Below are 18,525 nucleotides of genomic sequence, written 5' to 3'. Positions count from 1 at the left end.
AGTGCGCCTCAGCGCGATGCCTACTATACCCAACCTCGCTCGCGGGCGAGACGCACCGCCGTGTGCCGGTTCTCCGCACCGATCTTGGAGGCGGCCGAGGAGAGGTAGTTGCGGACCGTCCCCTGCGAGAGCGAGGCCCGCTCCGCGATCTCCGCGACCGGCGCCCCGTCCGCCGCCAGTTCGAGCACCTCGGCCTCCCGGGCGGTCAGCGGGGAGTCCCCGGCGGCGATCGCGTCGGCCGCCAACTCCGGGTCCACATAGCGGTTTCCGGCGTGGACGGTACGGATGATCTCGGCGAGCCGACGGGCGCTGACGGTCTTCGGGACGAAGCCGCGCACACCGGCGGCCAGCGCCCGCTTGAGGTGCCCGGGGCGGCCGTGGCTGGTCACGATCATGGTGCGGCAGCCGGGGAGTTCGGCGCGGAGCGATGTGGCGACCTTCACACCGTCCGCGCCCGGCATCTGGAGATCGAGGACGGCGACATCGGGCCGGTGCGCGAGGGCCATCGCGAGCGCCTCCGGGCCGCTCGCCGCCTCCGCGACGACCACGAGGTCGTCCTCCAGGGCGAGCAGCGCGGCGAGGGCGCCCCGGATCAGATGCTCGTCGTCGGCGAGCAGCACCCGCAGGGGCCGGCCGGAGTCCTCGGTGGTCATGTCCCCTTCTGCGGTCATCCTCTTCCCTCCGGGAGGGCGGTACGGGTGTGGGTCAGCGGTCCCCCGGCGCGGCGGGCCGGGAGGAGAGCGGCAGGGGCGGCGGCCATCGGCTCGCCAAAGACGGCAGCGGTACGGGTCGTGGGCATCGGTCTGCCCGGGGCGGAGGCGGTACGGGCGGTGGGCATCGGCCTGCCCCGGAACGAGGCGGTACGCGTCGTGGTCATCGGTCCTCCGTCGACAGGGTTCCGGGAGAGGGGCGCCCGCCCGGGGCCGTGAGCGGGATCGTCGCCGTGACCCGGAACAGGCCGTCCCCGGCCGGACCGGCCTCCAGCGAACCGCCCAGGGCCGCCAGCCGCTCCCGCAGCCCGGCCAGACCGGAGCCGCCACTTCCGGCCGCCCCGGAACCGCCACCGGCCACCCCGGAACCGTCCCCTTCGCCCGCCCCGGGACCGGCCCCGTCGTTCTCGACCTCCAGCACCACCGCGCCCGCCGTCGTCGTCAGCCGGATCACGCAGACCCGGGGGTCCCCGTGGCGCAGGACGTTGGTGGCCGCCTCACGGACCACCCAGCCCAGGGCCGCCTGGACGGCCGGGGGCGCGCCGATCCCCGCCGGGCCGTCGGCGCCCGCCACGGTGCAGGTGATCCCGGCGGCCTCCAACACCCCTTTGGCGCCCAGAAGTTCGGTGGGCAGGTCGGCCTCGCGGTAGCCCCGTACGACATCGCGTACCTCCTGCTGCGAGGCGCGGGCGATCCGCTGCACCTCGACCATCTGGTCCACGGCCGCCGCGTTCCCCCGCTGGGCCAGCTCCACGGCCAGCTCGCTCTTGAGGGCGATCACCGCCAGGTTCCGGCCCAGCACGTCGTGCATGTCCCGGCCGAACCGCAGCCGCTCCTCCGCCACCGCCAGCCGCGCCTGCATGTCCCGCGCCTCCTCCGCCTGCCACATCACCGTCAGGCTCCAGGCGCTCGGCCGGGTCGAGACGAGCACCAGCAGGACGACGACGAGCAGCGAGACGGCCGCCCCGAACAGCAGTCCGCCGGGCGCCCCGACGGCCGCCAGGAGCCCCAGCACGACCACCCCGAAGGCCGCGCAGTGCAGCAGATACGTGCGGACGGGGACGAGCAGCACGTACGGCACCGTGAACGCCAGCGGCAGGTCCAGCACCAGCAGGGAGAGTCCCGGATCGTCGATGCCGCCCACCGCCGCGAGGGCCACCAGCAGCCCGGTCAGCACCACCAGCAGCGCCGCCGGGAGCCGCAGCCGGCGCGGCGGGAAGGGCTCGGCGCCCCGGTAGTGGGCGAAGGCGGGCGCCACATTGCGGTTGCTCAGCACACACTGGACGGCGTTCACGGCGAAGAAGGCCGCGCCGATGGCCATCGCCACCGGGCCGTGGTCCAGGGTCGCGCCGAGCGGCAGCAGGCCCCAGGAGAGCAGGAAGACCCAGGGGAGCGAGCAGAGCGTGACCCGTGTGTAGAGGTCGATGCGCTGGAGCTTGGTCCGCTCCTGCCACCCGCGCCGCCAGCCCCGTACCCGACCGATCACCTCGTCCAGCCCCTTCGTCCGGCCCCTGTGGGGAGACCCTGTGCCGCTCAGCCGCTCCCCGCGGGGAGTCTCCGTGCCGCTCAGCCGCGCGGGTCCCAGCGGAACCACCGCTGCACAGCAAACACCGCGAACCCGGTCCAGGCCAGCGCCGCCACCCCGGCCGTGAGCAGGTCACCGGTCTCCGCGTTGCCGAGCCAGCCGTGCCGTACGAGGGTCATCACCCCGGTCAGCGGCAGGAGTTCGAGCACCGAGGCCAGCCGGTCCGGGAAGACGTCCAGCGGGACGAAGATCCCGGAGCCGAAGAGCGAGACGAAGAACAGCGGCAACGTGGTGAGCTGCGAGGTCTGGACCGTACGGGTCATCGCGGAGGTCGCGGCGGCCAGCGCGGCCATCATCACGAAGCCCACCAGCAGCCCCAGCAGGAACAGCTCCGGCCGCTTCGGGGCGGTCAGGTCGAAGGCGATCGCCCCGGCCACGACCAGCAGCACGCACTGGAGGAGCGCGAGGGCCACGGAGGGCAGGGCGGTGGCGGTGAGGATCTCGCGGTCGGTGACCTCGCCGGTGCGCAGCCGCTTGAGGACCAGTTCCTCGCGCCGGGTGACGTAACCGGTGACGAGGTTCATGTAGACCACCTGGACCAGCACGATGCCGATCCCGCCGGTGAGCGCGGCGCCCGCGATGGAGAGCCCGGTGCCGGCGAGGTCGATCTGCTGGAGTGAGGCCCGGATCGAGAAGATCATCACGACCGGCAGCACCAGGGCCAGGAAGATCGCGGACCGGTTGCGGACCAGCAGGATCAGCTCGGCGCGGGCGAGGGCGGCCAGCCGCCGCCCGGAGGCGGATCCCTTCGAGGGGGAGCGGCGCGGGGCCGTGCGGTCGTCCGCGAGGACGGTGGGCGTGGTCATGCCGTCACCTTCTTCTTCGTCGTGTCCGTGGTCCCGGCCCCCGCCCCGCGCGGGTCCTCGGACCGGGAGCGGAGCTGGGTGTTCGCGATCTGGAGGAACGCCTCCTCCAGCGATGCGGAGCGGGCGTCGAGCCCGATCAGCCGGACGCCCGACTCCTGTGCCCAGCCGAGCAGTTCGTGCAGCGACTCCTGGAGCGCGGCGGTGCGGATCTCGACCCGCGGCCCGTCCGCGCCCGCCCGCAGCGAGAGCGGAAGGCGCCCTGCCGGTACGTCGTCGGGCAGCGTGAACCGGATCCTGGCGGGCTGCGACGCCGTGACCTCGGCGGTGGTCCCGGCCGTCACGATCTGCCCCTGGTGCATGATCGCCAGCCGGTCCGCGAGGGCTTCGGCCTCCTCCAGGTAGTGCGTGGTCAGCAGGACGGTCGTGCCGTCGGCCCGGAGCGCCCGGATCAGGTCCCAGGTGTCGCGCCGCCCCTCCGCGTCCAGCCCCGTCGTCGGCTCGTCCAGGAAGAGCACCTCGGGCCGCGAGGTCAGGGCCAGCGCCAGGTCGAGGCGCCGCTTCTCCCCGCCGGAGAGCTGCTTGACCCGCACCCGGGCCCGGCTGCTCAGGCCGACCATCTCCAGGGCCTCGGCGGCGGCCCGGGCGCCGGTGGTGCACGCCGACCACATCCGCGCGGTCTCCAGGACGGTGAGGTCGGAGGGGAAGCCGCCCTCCTGGAGCATCACCCCGGTCCGGGGCCGGACGGCGGCGCGCTCGCGGTACGGGTCGTGGCCCAGGACCCTGATCGACCCGGCGGTCGGGCGGGCCAGGCCCTCCAGGAGTTCGACGGTGGAGGTCTTGCCCGCGCCGTTCGTCCCGAGGAGGGCGAAGAGTTCGCCGCGGGCCACGGAGAAGGAGACCCCGGAGACGGCCTCGAAGCCGTCCTGGTAGCTGCGGCGGACCCCGTCCGCCTCGATCACGGGACCGTCCACCACGGGACGGGCCGCCCGGTCGCTGAGAAAGTCGTCGCTGGTCATGCTTCAAGCGTTCCGCCGGAGCGGGCCCGCGAGCAGTGCGCGCTGTCACCAGTGCCCATGACAAACGTCATGGCGGGGGGAAGGAGGAGCGGATACGACAGAGGCCCTGATCGAAATCGATCAGGGCCTCTGTCTTTCTGGAGCGGACGACCAGGTTCGAACTGGCGACCTCAACCTTGGCAAGGTTGCGCTCTACCAACTGAGCTACGTCCGCAGTGCAGCCACTCGGCTTTCACCGGTGGAGCGATCACTACTCTACCTGATCCACCGGAGTGGTCCGAAGAGTCGTGCGGAGCGGGTGACAGGAATTGCACACTGCGCCTTCCCCCTGGAAGGGGGATGTTCTGCTACTGAACTACACCCGCACGCTGCTGGGGGTTCGGCCTTTCGGCCTTGCCCCTCGGCGTGCTCCAGACTCTAGCCGACCTGCGGGGGTGTAGCGCAAGTCGGCTCCCCGCGACCGGCCTGACGGGGTGTGAGGCCGGACGCGGGGAGCCCTGGGCCCGGCCCCGGACCGCCGCGAAGCCGCGCCTCACACCGACGCGTTGAACGCCTCGTAGACCTTCTTCGGGATGCGGCCGCGGGCCGGCACCTCCATGCGGTGCGAGCGGGCCCAGGCGCGGACGGCCGCGGGGTCCGGGGCCAGGGAGGTGTGGCGGTACGAGGCGGGGGTCCTGCCGTGCTTACCGGCATTTGTCTGCTTTCGACCGGCCGCCATGTAAGGCGCCAGCGTCTTCCGCAGTTTCTTGGCGTTGGCGGGATTGAGGTCGATCTCGTACGTCTTCCCGTCCAGGGCGAAGGTGACCGTTTCCGCCGCTGTTCCCCCGTCGATGTCGTCGGAGAGCGTAACCACTACGCGCTGAGCCACGGATATCGGTCCTTTCCTACGGCTTCGGCGCGTCGGGCGTGTGCCGATGGGCCGGCCTTCCGGCTGTTAGGCGGATACGGATCGACGGATGTCGACTGTTCCGGTGTTCCCCGGGGGGCAATGCTGTTTTCCCCGGTAATCATTTGTACAGCGGCGGGCACCGCACTGTGAAGCCCAGCCAATTGCCTCCGCGTGTCCGGGCGCAATCCCCGGCGCGATTCTTTCCCAGGACTTTTCCTGCCTGTTGTCGTGGCTGATATCCCGATGTGATCTACGCCGGACCTGTGTGATCTGCGCCGGACCTGCGGGGGTCCGGCCGCCGTATCCGTTCTGTATCCGTTCCGTCTCATATCTACCCGCGTAGAAATTTCGGGCAGGTACGCTGAGTGGACCCGCGGGGGTCTGGGGAACCCCCCGGAGAGACAGCCGCACCACACCACCACACCGGGAGTGCCAGTGGCACGCGTCGTAGTCGACGTCATGCTCAAGCCGGAGATCCTCGACCCGCAGGGACAGGCGGTGCAGCGTGCGCTGCCCCGTCTCGGCTTCGAGGGAATCGCGGACGTTCGTCAGGGAAAGCGTTTCGAGCTGGAGGTCGAGGGGCCGGTCGACGACGCCGCCCTCGCCCGTATTAACGAGATGGCCGAGACCTTCCTCGCCAACACCGTCATCGAGGACTTCGTCGTGAAGGTGGAGGAGGAGAAGTGACCACCCGTATCGGCGTCGTCACTTTTCCCGGCACCCTCGACGATCAGGACGCCCTGCGCGCCGTCCGCATCGCGGGCGCGGAGCCCGTATCGCTCTGGCACCGCGACAAGGATCTGCACCAGGTCGACGCGGTCGTCCTGGCCGGTGGCTTCTCCTACGGGGACTACCTCCGGGCCGGAGCCATCTCGCGCTTCTCGCCGGTGATGGAGACGATCATCGAGCAGGCGAAGGCCGGTCTGCCGGTCCTCGGCATCTGCAACGGCTTCCAGATCCTGACCGAGGCGCACCTGCTGCCCGGCGCGATGCTGCGCAACAACCACCTGCACTTCATCTGCCGCGACCAGAAGCTGCGGGTGGAGAACGCTGAGACCGCCTGGACCGCCGACTACAGCGCGGGCCAGGAGATCCGGGTCCCGCTCAAGAACATGGACGGCCGGTACACCGCCGACGAGCGCACGCTCGACGAGCTGGAGGCCGAGGGCCGGGTCGCCTTCCGCTACCTGGACGGCAACCCCAACGGCTCGCTCCGCGACATCGCGGGCATCACCAACGCGGCGGGCAACATCGTCGGCCTGATGCCGCACCCGGAGCACGCCGTGGAGCCGCTCATCGGCACCGGCCGCACCGACGGCCTCGGTTTCTTCACCTCGATCATCAAGAAGCTGGTCAACGCATGAGCCTGGATACGGTCAAGCACGCGGCCGAGACCCCGGACGCCGAGCAGCCCTGGAAGGAGCTGGGCCTCAAGGAGGACGAGTACGCCCGGATCCGCGAGATCCTGGGCCGCCGTCCCACCGGCGCCGAGCTCGCCATGTACTCGGTGATGTGGTCGGAGCACTGCTCGTACAAGAGCAGCAAGGTCCACCTCAAGCAGTTCGGCGAGAAGGTCCCCGCCAACGACGCGATGCTCGTCGGCATCGGGGAGAACGCGGGCGTCGTCGACGTCGGCCAGGGGTACGCGGTCACCTTCAAGGTCGAGTCGCACAACCACCCCTCGTACATCGAGCCCTACCAGGGCGCGGCCACCGGCATCGGCGGCATCGTCCGCGACATCCTCGCGATGGGTGCCCGCCCGGTCGCCGTCGTCGACCCGCTGCGCTTCGGCGCGGCCGACCACCCCGACACCAAGCGCGTCCTGCCGGGCGTCGTCGCGGGCATCGGCGGCTACGGCAACTGCCTGGGCCTGCCCAACATCGGCGGCGAGGTCGTCTTCGACTCCTGCTACCAGGGCAACCCGCTGGTCAACGCCGGCTGCATCGGCGTGATGAAGCACGAGGACATCCACCTCGCGCAGGCGTCCGGACCCGGCAACAAGGTCATCCTGTACGGCGCCCGCACCGGCGGCGACGGCATCGGCGGCGTCTCCGTGCTGGCGAGCGAGACCTTCGAGTCGACCGGCCCCGCCAAGCGCCCGGCGGTCCAGGTCGGCGACCCGTTCCAGGAGAAGCTCCTCATCGAGTGCACCCTGGAGATCTTCAAGGAGAAGCTCGTCGCGGGCATCCAGGACCTCGGCGGCGCCGGGCTCTCCTGCGCCACCAGCGAGCTGGCCTCGGCCGGTTCCGGCGGTATGCGCGTCGAGCTGGACACCGTGCCGCTGCGCGACTCCTCCCTCTCGCCCGAGGAGATCCTCATGAGCGAGTCGCAGGAGCGCATGTGCGCGATCGTCGAGCCGCAGCACGTGGACCGCTTCCTGGAGATCTGCGAGAAGTGGGACGTCATCGCCACCGTCATCGGTGAGGTGACCGACGGCTCCCAGCTGGAGATCTTCTGGCACGGCGAGCAGATCGTGGACGTACCGCCGCGCTCGGTCGCCCACGACGGCCCGGTCTACCAGCGCCCGTTCGCCCGCCCGTCCTGGCAGGACGCGCTCCAGGCGGACGACGCCGGAAAGCTGGCCCGCCCGGCGAACGCGGCCGAGCTGCGCGAGCAGGTCCTCAAGCTGGTCGCCTCCCCGAACCAGGCCTCCAAGGCGTGGATCACCGACCAGTACGACCGCTTCGTGCAGGGCAACACCGTGCTGGCGATGCCCGAGGACGCGGGCATGGTCCGCATCGACGCCGAGACGAACCTGGGCGTGGCGCTGGCGACCGACGGCAACGGCCGGTACGCCAAGCTCGACCCGTACACCGGCGCGCAGCTCGCGCTGGCGGAGTCGTACCGCAACGTCGCCGCCTCCGGCGCCAAGCCGCTCGCCATCTCGGACTGCCTGAACTTCGGTTCGCCCGAGGACCCGGACGTCATGTGGCAGTTCGCCGAGGCCACGCGCGGTCTCGCGGACGGCTGCCTGGAGCTGGGCACCCCGGTCACCGGCGGCAACGTCTCGCTCTACAACCAGACCGGCGAGACGGCGATCCACCCGACGCCCGTCGTGGCCGTGCTCGGTGTGATCGACGACGTCACCCGGCGTACGCCGGTCGCCTTCGCGGAAGAGGGCCAGCTCCTCTACCTGCTGGGCGACACGGCTGAGGAGTTCGGCGGCTCGGCCTGGTCCGAGGTCGTCCACAACCACCTGGGCGGTCTGCCGCCGAAGGTGGACCTCGGCCGCGAGAAGCTGCTCGCGGAGATCCTCATCTCGGCCTCGCGCGACGGCATGATCGACGCCGCGCACGACCTGTCCGACGGCGGTCTGATCCAGGCGGTCACCGAGTCCTGCCTGCGCGGCGGGAACGGCGCCCGGCTGGTCGTGCCGGACGGCCTGGACGCGTTCACGTTCCTCTTCTCCGAGTCGGCGGGGCGCGCGGTCGTCGCGGTCCCGCGCAGCGAGGAGCTCCGCTTCACCGACATGTGCGGCGCGCGCGGTCTGCCCGTCACCCGCATCGGTGTCGTGGACGGAGAGGAGATCGAGGTCCAGGGCGAGTTCTCCATCCCGCTGAGCGAGCTGCGGACGGCGCACGAGGCGACGATCCCGGCGCTGCTCGCCTGAGCCGGAGTCACCGCCCGTACCCCGCGCACATCCCAAGCCCCCGCCCGGTCCGTCCGGGCGGGGGCTTCGGCCTTTCCTCCCGTCCGCTTGTCGGAGATTACGTAATTACGTAAGGTTGGTGTCATGGAGCTGGAGCAGCGGGTCGCCGAGCTGGAGCGGCGGCTCACGGCGCTGGAACGGCAGGACCGCGAGAACGGCGGGTCCCCCCGGCTGGGTGACGGTGACTTCTGGGCGCTCAACGGGCTGAAGCAGCAGCTCGCGGCGGCCGGGGAGGCCGGGGCCGACGGGGGAGTGCTCTTCACGGGAGCGGTCCGGCTGCCGACCGGCGAGCAGTACGAGTGGCAGTACGGCGCCTTCACCGGGGCCCTGCTCGACGGGGAGGGCGAGGACGGCGAGGACCCGTCCGACGGCGGATCGGCGGCCGCGGACGCGCTCGCCGCGCTCGGCCATCCCGTACGGCTGCGCCTGCTCCGCGAGATCCTCGGCGGCCGCCGCACGGCCGCCGAGCTGGCCGCGCTCGACGCGGTCGGGACCACCGGCCAGATCTACCACCATCTGCGCCAGCTGACCGGCGCGGGCTGGCTCCACACGACCGGCCGCGGCCGGTACGAGGTGCCCGCCGTCCGGGTGGTGCCGCTGCTGGTGGTGCTGACGGCGGCGGTGCCGTAGAACCGACCGGAAACAGGGGGAAGCGATCATGTTCGTCCGCAAAGCCATGATGGTGCTCTACCGCGTGTGCTGGCTCGTCTTCGTGGCGCTGGTGCTCGTCGGGGTCCTCGCCGAGCCGCTGCTGCCCTTCGGCCTGACCTTCGTGCCCGCGGCGCTGGCCGTGGTCATCGGGTTCACGCTGAGCCGCAGCGGCCCGAAGGAGGCGCTGGGGGACCGTCCCGCCGTGGAGGTCGACCCTCCGGTGACCGGCCGCTGGTCCGCTCTGAACAGCCCGGCGGACAAGGTGCCGAGCCATGGGACGCATGTCTACGGGCAGACGTATGCGATCGACATCGTGGCCGAGCCCGAGACCGGTGACGGCGAGCCTCCCGCCCGCCCCCCGTTCCGCCTCTTCTGGCCGGTCGCCCGCCGCAACCGCGACTTCCCGGCCTTCGGCGCCCCGCTGCTCGCGGTGGCCGACGCCACGGTGGTTCGGGCGAGCGACGGACAGCGGGACCACTTGAGCCGCAACTCGCTGCCCGCGCTCGCCTACCTGATGCTGATCGAGGGCGCCGTACGGGACATGCTCGGCGCGCGGCGGATCATCGGCAATCACGTGATCCTGGACCTCGGGGAGGGGACGTACGCCGTCTACGCCCACATCCGGCGCGGCTCGCTGACGGTGAAGGCCGGGGACACGGTCCGGGCCGGGCAGGAGATCGGGCGCGTGGGGAACTCCGGCAACACCACCGAACCCCACCTCCACTTCCACCTCATGGACGGCCCCGACCCGGACGCGGCCCGGGGCGTCCCGTTCACCTGGCGGGGCGTCGGAGTCCCGGCGAACGGCGAGACGTTCACGGTGGATGCGGTGGATGCGGTGGATGCGGTGGATGCGGTGGAGGCCGGGGACGCCGTGAAGGCCGAGGACGCCGTGAAGGCCCCGGACCGTGCCGGGGACCGGGGCGTACGGGACGGGCGGCCCGGCGTTGTCGGTGGGGCCGGTTAGTCTCGGCCCCATGCCCCCGGCCAAGAAGCGCCCGCGCGCCTACGACCACCTCAGGACCCGGACGGCGGTCCTCGCCCAGTTCGGCCATGTCCGCGACGCCGTACGTGCGTTGACGCCCGATCAGCTCGCCCGGCCGACCCGGCTCGACGGCTGGACGGTGCGTGATCTGGTCGCGCACATCGCGCTGGGGCTCGGCGCGGTCAGCCGGGACCTGGCCCTGCCGGAGCCGCCCGGACCCAAGCCCGCGACCACCCTCCTGGAGTGGGCACCGGCCGTCGCGGCAGCCGTCAGGGACGCCACGGCCCCGCCCCCGTCCGCCGGACACCCCGATCTCCTCGCGCTGTACGGGGAGGTGGAGGCCGGGTTCCTCGCGGACGTCCCGGCCTCCGGCACGGGGGACCGGCTGCTGACCACCCGGGTCGGCTCGATGCGGCTGGCCGACGTCCTGGTGACCCGGACCGTCGAGCTGACCGTCCACACGGACGACCTGAACGAGGCGCTCGGGCTGGAGATCCCGTACGACCGGCAGGCGCTGGCCGCCTGCACCCGGCTGCTGGCGGACACCCTCGCGGACCGGGCCCCGGGGGGCTCGGTCGAGGTGCGCGTCCCGCCGTTCGCGGTGGTCCAGTGCATCGGCGGCCCCAAGCACACCCGGGGCACCCCGCCCAACGTGGTGGAGACGGGCCCGCTGACCTGGGCCCGCCTCGCCACCGGACGTACGGAGTGGGCGCGGGCCCTGGCGGACGCCGAGGTCAGTGCCAGCGGCGAGCGGGCCGACCTGGCCGGGCTGCTCCCCCTGCTGGCCTGAGGGGGCGGACACCCCGGTCGGAGCAGGGGGCGGAACCGGATCGGGCCCCCGTCCCGTCACATCGCCATGCGCACACAACGTACGGAAGTCAGCGCCGGCAGCGGCACCGGCGTCAGCGCCGGTATCGGCACCGGCATCAGCGTCCTGGCCCTCCTCACCCTCGCCGCCTGCGGTACGGAGTCGGGCCCCGGCTCCGGCGGCGGCAGCGACACCGCGCGGAGCGATGTGCCCGTCACCGGGGTCGCGTGGCAGGTCGACTCCCTGACCGTCGGGGGCAAGAAGACCGAGGCCCCTGAGGGCTCCCGCCTGGAGATCGATCCGAAGGGCCGCGCCACGGCCTACTTCGGCTGCAACCACATCGGGGCCAGGGCCGAGGTGGAGGGCGACCGGATCACCCTGAGCGAGCCGAGCCGGACGGAGATGGCGTGCGGGGAGGGCGTCGACGCGTTCGAGGAGGCCGCGGTCTCCGCGCTCGACGGCGAACTCACCGCGAAGCTCTCCGGCGAGGAGCTCACCCTCACCGCCGAGGGCGGCGACACCATGGCGCTCACCGAGGAGCGGCCCGCCGACCTGGCCGGCACCCGGTGGGCGGTGAACACCCTGATCGACGGCGAGACGGCGACCTCCGTCCCCGCCGACCTCCCGAAGGAGCGGGTGCCCCACCTGACCTTCGGCGAGGACGGCACGGTCCAGGGCAACTACGGCTGCAACTCCTACCGGGGCAAGGCCACGGTCAAGGACGCCACCATCACCTTCGGCCCCCCGGCCGGCACCAAGAAGCTCTGCCCGGATGCGGAGATGGAGACGGAGCGCGCGGTCCTCGCGGCCCTGGACGGCCCGGCGACGTACACGATCAAGGGCTCCACGCTCACCATCACGGCGGACGACGGCCGGGGCATCACCGCCAAGGCCGTCCCGGAGGAGACCGAGGGCGCCCAGGAGCAGGGCTGAATCCGGACCGTCGGTGTGAGGCTCACCACGAAACGAGCGTTCGGCCAGTGGCCGCGACGGGTTCCGGACAGGTTCACCGAGCGCCACGGCCGGACGGTCACCACCGTGGGCCGTCCAACGGTGGCTACCGGTCGGTAACCGGCCTCCTTGCCCGGCAGTGAGCCCCGCACCCGCTCCCCGCCCGCCGTCGGCCCGGTTCCGTGATCACGCAACGTAACCGCTCGAAGTCCCGCGAATCACCCGCCCGGTGCGGCGCGGGGAGCCGTTCCCCGTGCTCCGCCATGGCTTTGCCGACCGGTCCCCAATTCGGACCAGTGGTCGATCTCGCCTACACTCGGTGCCGTGCCCCGTGGTGATGGACGACTCAACCACGACCTGCTCCCCGGAGAGAAAGGCCCCCAGGACGCTTGTGGCGTCTTCGGTGTCTGGGCTCCGGGTGAAGAGGTCGCCAAGCTCACCTATTTCGGACTGTATGCCCTGCAGCACCGCGGACAGGAATCCGCGGGCATCGCAGTGAGCAACGGGTCCCAGATCCTGGTCTTCAAGGACATGGGACTGGTCTCGCAGGTCTTCGACGAAACGTCTCTGGGTTCCCTCCAGGGCCATATCGCGGTCGGTCATGCCCGCTACTCCACCACCGGTGCCTCGGTGTGGGAGAACGCGCAGCCGACGTTCCGTGCCACCGCGCACGGCTCGATCGCCCTCGGCCACAACGGGAACCTGGTCAACACGGCCCAGCTCGCGGAGATGGTCGCCGACCTCCCCCGCAAGGACGGCCGCGCCACCCAGGTCGCCGCGACCAACGACACCGACCTGGTGACCGCGCTGCTCGCCGGGCAGCGCGACGAGAACGACAAGCCGCTCACCATCGAGGAAGCCGCCGCCAAGGTGCTCCCCGATGTGAAGGGCGCCTTCTCGCTCGTCTTCATGGACGAGCACACCCTCTACGCCGCCCGTGACCCGCAGGGCATCCGCCCGCTGGTGCTCGGCCGGCTGGAGCGCGGCTGGGTGGTCGCGTCGGAGTCCGCCGCACTCGACATCTGCGGCGCCAGCTACGTACGCGAGATCGAGCCGGGCGAGCTGATCGCCATCGACGAGAACGGGCTCCGCACCTCTCGCTTCGCAGAAGCGAAGCCCAAGGGCTGTGTCTTCGAGTACGTCTACCTGGCCCGCCCGGACACCGACATCGCCGGCCGGAACGTGTACCTCTCCCGGGTGGAGATGGGCCGCAAACTGGCCCAGGAATCGCCCGTCGAGGCGGATCTGGTCATAGCGACCCCGGAATCCGGCACCCCCGCCGCGATCGGATACGCGGAGGCCAGCGGCATTCCGTTCGGCGCCGGACTGGTGAAGAACGCCTACGTCGGCCGGACCTTCATCCAGCCCTCGCAGACCATCCGCCAGCTCGGTATCCGGCTCAAGCTGAACCCGCTGAAGGAAGTCATCAAGGGCAAGCGCCTGGTGGTCGTCGACGACTCGATCGTCCGCGGCAACACCCAGCGCGCGCTGGTCAGGATGCTCCGCGAGGCCGGGGCCGCCGAGATCCACATCCGGATCTCCTCGCCGCCGGTGAAGTGGCCCTGCTTCTTCGGGATCGACTTCGCCACCCGCGCCGAGCTGATCGCCAACGGCATGACCGTGGACGAGATCCGCACCTCGATGGGGGCGGACTCCCTCGCGTACATCTCGATCGACTCCATGATCGAGGCGACCACGATCGACAAGCCCAACCTGTGCCGCGCCTGCTTCGACGGTGAGTACCCGATGGAGCTCCCGGACCCGGAGCTGCTCGGCAAGCAGCTGCTGGAGACCGAGCTGGCGGCAGGGCCCGCGGCCACCGCCGCGGCCGACGCGCTGCGCCGTCCGTGACCCGGACGGGCCGCCGCCCCTCCCACCAGCCCCGTATCTCCACACGAAAGATCCCAGGCCATGTCTGAGACAACAGGTGCTTCCTACGCGGCGGCCGGCGTCGACATCGAAGCCGGTGACCGCGCCGTCGAGCTGATGAAGGAGTGGGTGAAGAAGACCCAGCGCCCCGAGGTCGCCGGCCTCGGCGGGCTCGGCGGCTTCGCCGGTCTCTTCGACGCCTCGGCGCTGAAGCGGTACGAGCGTCCGCTCCTCGCCTCGGCCACCGACGGCGTCGGGACCAAGGTGGACCTGGCGCGTCAGATGGGCGTGTACGACACGATCGGCCACGACCTCGTCGGCATGGTCGTGGACGACCTCGTCGTCTGCGGCGCCGAGCCGCTCTTCATGACCGACTACATCTGCGTCGGCAAGGTGCACCCCGAGCGTGTCGCGGCGATCGTGAAGGGCATCGCGGAGGGCTGCGTCCTCGCGGGCTGCGCCCTGGTCGGCGGCGAGACGGCCGAGCACCCCGGTCTGCTGGGCCCGGACGACTTCGACGTCGCCGGAGCCGGTACGGGTGTGGTCGAGGCCGACCGGCTGCTGGGCCCGGACCGTATCCGCAAGGGTGACGCCGTCATCGCGATGGCGTCCTCCGGTCTTCACTCGAACGGGTACTCGCTCGTCCGCCACGTGGTCTTCGACCGGGCCGGCTGGACGCTGGACCGGCAGGTCGAGGAGTTCGGCCGGACGCTCGGCGAGGAGCTGCTGGAGCCGACCCGGATCTACTCGCTGGACTGCCTGGCGCTCACCCGGACGACCGAGGTGCACGGCTTCAGCCACGTCACCGGCGGCGGCCTGGCGAACAACCTGGCCCGGGTCATCCCGGACGGGCTGCACGCCACGGTGGACCGCTCTACCTGGACGCCGGGCGCGGTCTTCGACCTGGTCGGCAAGGCCGGGAACGTGGAGCAGCTGGAGCTGGAGAAGACGCTGAACATGGGCGTCGGCATGATCGCGATCGTCCCGGCCGACTCGGTGGACGTGGCGCTGACCACCCTGGCCGACCGCGGGGTCGACTCCTGGGTCGCCGGTGAGATCACCGACCGCGGCGACCACGCCACGGGCGCCGAGCTGACCGGCGGCTACGCCCGCTGATCCGTACGACGGGGACCGCGGTGCGCCGGGTGGTGATCGCCCCGGCGCGCGCGGCACCGTTCGGGAGCACACGAAAGCCGCCGGTCTCCGGGAGGCCGGCGGATGCGACGGGCTCGACGGTCCTGGTGGTTTCGGGACGCACAGAACCCGGCCCGGGGCAGGCCCGGACCGGGTTGATGTGTCAGCGCGAGGTCAAGCGCCGCGGCGCTGTGACGACGGACCGGACTGATCGTCCTGATCGTCGTCATCGTCCTTGTTGTAGCGATCCGCGTACTGTGCGTACGGGTCATCTTCCTCGTCGTCGTCCTCGAACGGCTCCGCGTTCGGTGGCTGACTCGAAGGCGATGCGCCCAGCTCATTGGCCAGACGCGACAGGTCCGTCCCGCCAGTGCTGTACTTCAGCTGGCGGGCGACCTTGGTCTGCTTGGCCTTTGCCCGGCCGCGCCCCATGGCTCGACCCCCTCGGTGACGGGGCTCGACGGCCCCAGAGTCTTGACACGCGTTCATGTTTCAGGACGGACTCTCGACGGAGAGACCGCGCCCGTAGGGCTTTAACGGTACCTGCTTCCGTGGCCATACGGTACGCCGCCCGCGTCTTGCGCCCCGGTGCAGGACCAGTGGAGAGCCCCGTCCCCGCTGGTCAACTGCGATTTTAACCTCTTCTGGGCGGACGACCCGCCGACCGGCGTGAGTCTTGTCTCCCGCAGGTCCCCCGCGGGCCGGCGTGCCGTCCGCCCGCACGTCAGCGGTTGCGCGCCTCCGCCATCCGCTGCTCGGCGATCCGGTCGGCCGCCGCGGCCGGCGGAATCCCGTCCGACTTCGCACGTGCGAATATTTCCAGCGTGGTGTCGAAGATCTTCGTGGCCTTCGCCTTGCACCGGTCGAAGTCGAAGCCGTGCAGCTCGTCCGCGACCTGGATCACGCCACCGGCGTTGACCACGTAGTCGGGGGCGTAGAGAACCGACCGGTCGGCCAGGTCCTTCTCGACGCCCGGGTGGGCCAGCTGGTTGTTGGCCGCTCCGCAGACCACCTTGGCGGTGAGCACCGGCACGGTCTCGTCGTTCAGGGCGCCGCCCAGCGCGCAGGGGGCGTAGATGTCGAGGCCCTCGGTGCGGATGAGCGCCTCGGTGTCCGGGGCCACGGTGACCTCGGGGTGCAGCTCGGTGATGCGGCGCACCGACTCCTCGCGGACGTCGGTGATCACGACCTCGGCCCCGTCGGAGAGCAGGTGCTCGACCAGGTGGTGACCCACCTTGCCGACCCCGGCGACGCCGACCTTGCGGCCGTGCAGCGTCGGGTCGCCCCACAGGTGCTGGGCCGAGGCCCGCATGCCCTGGAAGACGCCGAACGCGGTGAGGACGGAGGAGTCGCCGGCGCCGCCGTTCTCGGGGGAGCGGCCGGTGGTCCAGCGGCACTCGCGCGCCACGACGTCCATGTCCGCGACGTAGGTGCCGACATCGCAGGCCGTGACGTACCGGCCGCCCAGCGAGGCGACGAACCGGCCGTAGGCCAGGAGGAGTTCCTCGGTCTTGATCTTCTCCGGGTCGCCGATGATGACGGCCTTGCCGCCACCGTGGTCGAGCCCGGCCAGGGCGTTCTTGTACGACATCCCGCGCGACAGGTTCAGCGCGTCGGCGACGGCCTCGGCCTCGGTCGCGTACGGGTAGAAGCGGGTACCGCCGAGGCCGGGGCCGAGGGCGGTGTTGTGGAGGGCGATGACGGCCTTGAGGCCGGTGGCACGGTCCTGGCAGATCACGACTTGCTCGTGGCCCCCCTGATCCGAGTGGAACAGGGTGTGCAGGACGCCGTTAGTCACATCGGTCACTGTGGTGACTCCCAAGTACGAAGCGGCGGAGAGGCCCTCCTAGGGGTGGGGAGGGCCTTCGGACCGACCGGCACGGCCGGTCCGATGGGCAAGAGCGTAAGTCCTCCGGCGGCGCGGATCTCCCCCCGTGCGGAGGATCACCCCCTGGGGGTGAACCGGCGTGGCACGATGCGCTGCATGTCGGTGGTGTCTTCAGTGTTCGTCCCTTACACGTCCTACCTCCGGGTGTACGAGCCGCTCGCCGCCTTCGCGGAGCCCGAGCGCAGCCACTGGGCCCGCTACGCGCAGCGCCCGGTGCTGCCCGGCGCCCAGGACGAACTGCGCCGCGCGCTGGCCGACTTGGTGCCGACGCCACCGGTCGGGGTGCCGGTGCACGAGAGCGGGGACGCGTTCGTGGCGGAGGTGGACGGGGTGGTCTGCGTCTGTCCGTGGCGGACCCGGCTGCGGGGGTGGCTGGCGCTGGAGGAGCTGGAGGGGTCGGGCGCGCAGGGGGGAATGTTTCCGGCCAACGTGCTGGACGCCTTGCTGCCGGAGGTGGTGCGGGGCCAGGCGCGGGCCGACCACGAGCGCTGGCGGCGGCGGAACCCGGACGCGCGGCCGTGGATCCGGACGACGGTGTGGCAGGTGCCGGTGCGGTGGTTCGTCCTCTTCCGGGACGAGGAGCGGGAGTACGCGGCGGCCGACGGCGAGGGCGGGGAGCCGGTGCTGCGCTACCGGACGCCGATGGTGGAGGCCCGGCGGCGGCTGGCCCGGGGGCTGCGGACGCTGCGGGAGAACGTGGCGGAGGGGCCGCTCACCGAGGGGCTGGTGGAGGTGGGGCGGTGGCTGGAGGAGTTCCATCCGCGCTCGCTGGTGGAGCTGGACTACGGGGGCCTGGTGCACGCGCTCTCCGCCGAGCAGCTCGCCGGGGACCGGTCGGCGGCGGATGTGGCGGAGGGGCTCGCCGCGCTCGGCAACGGTGACGGCGAGGGGGCCGGGGCGGCGTACGCGCGGCTCGCGGAGCGGTGGCGGGCGGTCCGCGACCGTCAGTTCACCAACTGACCGCCCGGTTCTGCCGGCCGGGTCACCCGCTCACCGCCGCGTCCCGCCGCCTCGATCACCAATTGACGTGAAAAGACCCACAGCGGCATCAACGGGACGGAACCGGGGCATCCTTCATCCAGGACGGACCGGAAGATCGAACGGGCGGGAAGGAGGGAAGCGCGAGCCCGGCGGGGGAGCCGGCCGGATCGCCTGGGCGGAGGCCACGAAGGAGAGTTGACGGGCCGTGAACCTGCGTCCCGTGGGACACGTGTGGTGGGTGGGGCAGAAGCGTACGTCTTCTGTCCCAGGACCTACGCCCCGAACCGGGCCTTTGCCTCAAGCGTGATGGATAGCACTAACAGGTCCCTTGCGCCCATCCCTGCTCCTCGTGCCAAAATAGGACAAGGAGTCCGGGGAGGGCTCCTTCCGTCCAAGTAAGGGCGGAATGCTCAGCATTGCACTCTATGGGGGGTCTGACGACTCCTGATCGCTCTGTGACTGATCGTCACGGTGGTGTGACTGTCCGCTATGGCATGGTCCATCGGCTTCCGTCGCTGATGAACACCTGGGAGGGCAATTCCATCGGTTTGGCCGACGCGGCTGGACGGATGGTGTAGTTGTAGTGCCGAGGACAAGCCGTTC

18 protein-coding genes and 2 tRNA genes are annotated in these 18,525 nt (G+C 71.4%); 10 read left to right on the top strand and 10 right to left on the bottom strand.

All coding sequences use genetic code 11. The annotated features are described in order from the left end of the window. Positions 1-23: 23 nt before the first annotated feature. The 8 genes from DJ476_RS15870 to DJ476_RS15840 form a co-directional block, all read right to left on the bottom strand. Positions 24-671: a response regulator transcription factor gene (locus tag DJ476_RS15870; protein ID WP_241565765.1), complete on the bottom strand. Its 648-nt coding sequence runs from the start codon at positions 669-671 to the stop codon at positions 24-26. Further along, positions 668-877 carry a hypothetical protein gene (locus tag DJ476_RS34500; RefSeq protein WP_162638708.1) on the bottom strand — a complete coding sequence of 70 codons (210 nt, stop codon included), beginning with the start codon at positions 875-877 and terminating at the stop codon, positions 668-670. Before DJ476_RS34500 ends, DJ476_RS15870 begins: the two co-directional genes overlap by 4 nt. Continuing rightward, entirely contained in the window at positions 874-2,196 is a 1,323-nt protein-coding gene (locus tag DJ476_RS15865; RefSeq protein WP_103421173.1) for a sensor histidine kinase, read from the bottom strand. The genes DJ476_RS34500 and DJ476_RS15865 overlap by 4 nt, the downstream gene beginning before the upstream one ends. 80 nt (positions 2,197-2,276) lie before the next feature. After that, positions 2,277-3,101 (bottom strand): ABC transporter permease, encoded by an 825-nt coding sequence (locus tag DJ476_RS15860; RefSeq protein ID WP_019763473.1) that lies wholly within the window; start codon positions 3,099-3,101, stop codon positions 2,277-2,279. After that, the gene (locus DJ476_RS15855; RefSeq protein WP_112490818.1) at positions 3,098-4,117 is read right to left on the bottom strand and encodes an ABC transporter ATP-binding protein; all 1,020 of its coding nucleotides are present in this window, start codon (positions 4,115-4,117) and stop codon (positions 3,098-3,100) included. The genes DJ476_RS15860 and DJ476_RS15855 overlap by 4 nt, the downstream gene beginning before the upstream one ends. A 138-nt stretch (positions 4,118-4,255) precedes the next feature. After that, positions 4,256-4,331 (bottom strand) — tRNA-Gly (locus tag DJ476_RS15850). Between the two features lie 79 nt (positions 4,332-4,410). Further along, positions 4,411-4,482, bottom strand: a tRNA-Gly gene (locus DJ476_RS15845). 167 nt (positions 4,483-4,649) lie between these two features. Then, positions 4,650-4,985, bottom strand: a complete 336-nt coding sequence (locus DJ476_RS15840; RefSeq protein ID WP_112490817.1) for a histone-like nucleoid-structuring protein Lsr2 — start codon at positions 4,983-4,985, stop codon at positions 4,650-4,652. Positions 4,986-5,441: 456 nt separating this feature from the next. Here DJ476_RS15840 and purS point away from each other — a divergent pair, with 456 nt between their 5' ends. From purS to purM, 9 genes are all read left to right on the top strand, one after another. After that, entirely contained in the window at positions 5,442-5,693 is a 252-nt protein-coding gene (gene purS, locus DJ476_RS15835) for a phosphoribosylformylglycinamidine synthase subunit PurS (RefSeq protein WP_010056446.1), read from the top strand. Next, positions 5,690-6,370, top strand: a complete 681-nt coding sequence (gene purQ, locus DJ476_RS15830) for a phosphoribosylformylglycinamidine synthase subunit PurQ (RefSeq protein ID WP_070200626.1) — start codon at positions 5,690-5,692, stop codon at positions 6,368-6,370. Before purS ends, purQ begins: the two co-directional genes overlap by 4 nt. Then, the gene (gene purL, locus DJ476_RS15825) at positions 6,367-8,616 is read left to right on the top strand and encodes a phosphoribosylformylglycinamidine synthase subunit PurL (protein ID WP_103421176.1); all 2,250 of its coding nucleotides are present in this window, start codon (positions 6,367-6,369) and stop codon (positions 8,614-8,616) included. Before purQ ends, purL begins: the two co-directional genes overlap by 4 nt. 123 nt (positions 8,617-8,739) lie before the next feature. After that, positions 8,740-9,285 (top strand): ArsR/SmtB family transcription factor, encoded by a 546-nt coding sequence (locus DJ476_RS15820; RefSeq protein WP_103421177.1) that lies wholly within the window; start codon positions 8,740-8,742, stop codon positions 9,283-9,285. Positions 9,286-9,313: 28 nt separating this feature from the next. Further along, positions 9,314-10,273, top strand: coding sequence for a M23 family metallopeptidase (locus DJ476_RS15815; RefSeq protein WP_112490816.1), 960 nt, complete (start codon positions 9,314-9,316; stop codon positions 10,271-10,273). Positions 10,274-10,283: 10 nt separating this feature from the next. Further along, positions 10,284-11,081 (top strand): maleylpyruvate isomerase family mycothiol-dependent enzyme, encoded by a 798-nt coding sequence (locus tag DJ476_RS15810; protein WP_112490815.1) that lies wholly within the window; start codon positions 10,284-10,286, stop codon positions 11,079-11,081. Between the two features lie 66 nt (positions 11,082-11,147). Beyond that, positions 11,148-12,032 (top strand): META domain-containing protein, encoded by an 885-nt coding sequence (locus DJ476_RS15805; RefSeq protein WP_241565766.1) that lies wholly within the window; start codon positions 11,148-11,150, stop codon positions 12,030-12,032. Between the two features lie 342 nt (positions 12,033-12,374). Further along, positions 12,375-13,901, top strand: a complete 1,527-nt coding sequence (purF, locus tag DJ476_RS15800; RefSeq protein WP_028420165.1) for an amidophosphoribosyltransferase — start codon at positions 12,375-12,377, stop codon at positions 13,899-13,901. 60 nt (positions 13,902-13,961) lie between these two features. After that, the gene (purM, locus tag DJ476_RS15795; RefSeq protein WP_103421180.1) at positions 13,962-15,035 is read left to right on the top strand and encodes a phosphoribosylformylglycinamidine cyclo-ligase; all 1,074 of its coding nucleotides are present in this window, start codon (positions 13,962-13,964) and stop codon (positions 15,033-15,035) included. A 192-nt stretch (positions 15,036-15,227) separates the two neighbouring features. On the opposite strand, the gene DJ476_RS15790 is transcribed toward purM, so the two are convergent. Next, the gene (locus DJ476_RS15790; protein ID WP_018488416.1) at positions 15,228-15,485 is read right to left on the bottom strand and encodes a DUF3073 domain-containing protein; all 258 of its coding nucleotides are present in this window, start codon (positions 15,483-15,485) and stop codon (positions 15,228-15,230) included. Between the two features lie 292 nt (positions 15,486-15,777). Further along, complete coding sequence (locus tag DJ476_RS15785; RefSeq protein ID WP_112490814.1) at positions 15,778-16,860, bottom strand: Leu/Phe/Val dehydrogenase; 1,083 nt, start codon at positions 16,858-16,860, stop codon at positions 15,778-15,780. 177 nt (positions 16,861-17,037) lie between these two features. Between DJ476_RS15785 and DJ476_RS15780 the strand changes: the two genes are divergently transcribed. Beyond that, a complete protein-coding gene (locus DJ476_RS15780; RefSeq protein ID WP_112490813.1) occupies positions 17,038-17,901 on the top strand; it encodes a hypothetical protein in 864 nt (287 codons plus the stop codon). Positions 17,902-18,525: the final 624 nt, after the last annotated feature.

The sequence above is a fragment of the Streptomyces bacillaris genome (genome assembly GCF_003268675.1).
Classification (GTDB): Bacteria; Actinomycetota; Actinomycetes; order Streptomycetales; family Streptomycetaceae; genus Streptomyces; species Streptomyces bacillaris.
This window is presented reverse-complemented; position numbering and strand designations above follow the sequence as displayed.

Bases quoted from the DNA above. Each gene is read 5' to 3' on its own strand.
- DJ476_RS15820 (WP_103421177.1), top strand. From the start codon at position 8,740: ATGGAGCTGGAGCAGCGGGTCGCCGAGCTGGAGCGGCGGCTCACGGCG.
- DJ476_RS15805 (WP_241565766.1), top strand. From the start codon at position 11,148: ATGCGCACACAACGTACGGAAGTCAGCGCCGGCAGCGGCACCGGCGTC.
- purL (WP_103421176.1), top strand. From the start codon at position 6,367: ATGAGCCTGGATACGGTCAAGCACGCGGCCGAGACCCCGGACGCCGAG.
- DJ476_RS15855 (WP_112490818.1), bottom strand. From the start codon at position 4,117: ATGACCAGCGACGACTTTCTCAGCGACCGGGCGGCCCGTCCCGTGGTG.
- DJ476_RS15870 (WP_241565765.1), bottom strand. From the start codon at position 671: ATGACCGCAGAAGGGGACATGACCACCGAGGACTCCGGCCGGCCCCTG.
- purM (WP_103421180.1), top strand. From the start codon at position 13,962: ATGTCTGAGACAACAGGTGCTTCCTACGCGGCGGCCGGCGTCGACATC.
- DJ476_RS15780 (WP_112490813.1), top strand. From the start codon at position 17,038: ATGTCGGTGGTGTCTTCAGTGTTCGTCCCTTACACGTCCTACCTCCGG.
- DJ476_RS15810 (WP_112490815.1), top strand. From the start codon at position 10,284: ATGCCCCCGGCCAAGAAGCGCCCGCGCGCCTACGACCACCTCAGGACC.
- DJ476_RS15860 (WP_019763473.1), bottom strand. From the start codon at position 3,101: ATGACCACGCCCACCGTCCTCGCGGACGACCGCACGGCCCCGCGCCGC.
- DJ476_RS34500 (WP_162638708.1), bottom strand. From the start codon at position 877: ATGACCACGACGCGTACCGCCTCGTTCCGGGGCAGGCCGATGCCCACC.
- DJ476_RS15790 (WP_018488416.1), bottom strand. From the start codon at position 15,485: ATGGGGCGCGGCCGGGCAAAGGCCAAGCAGACCAAGGTCGCCCGCCAG.
- DJ476_RS15815 (WP_112490816.1), top strand. From the start codon at position 9,314: ATGTTCGTCCGCAAAGCCATGATGGTGCTCTACCGCGTGTGCTGGCTC.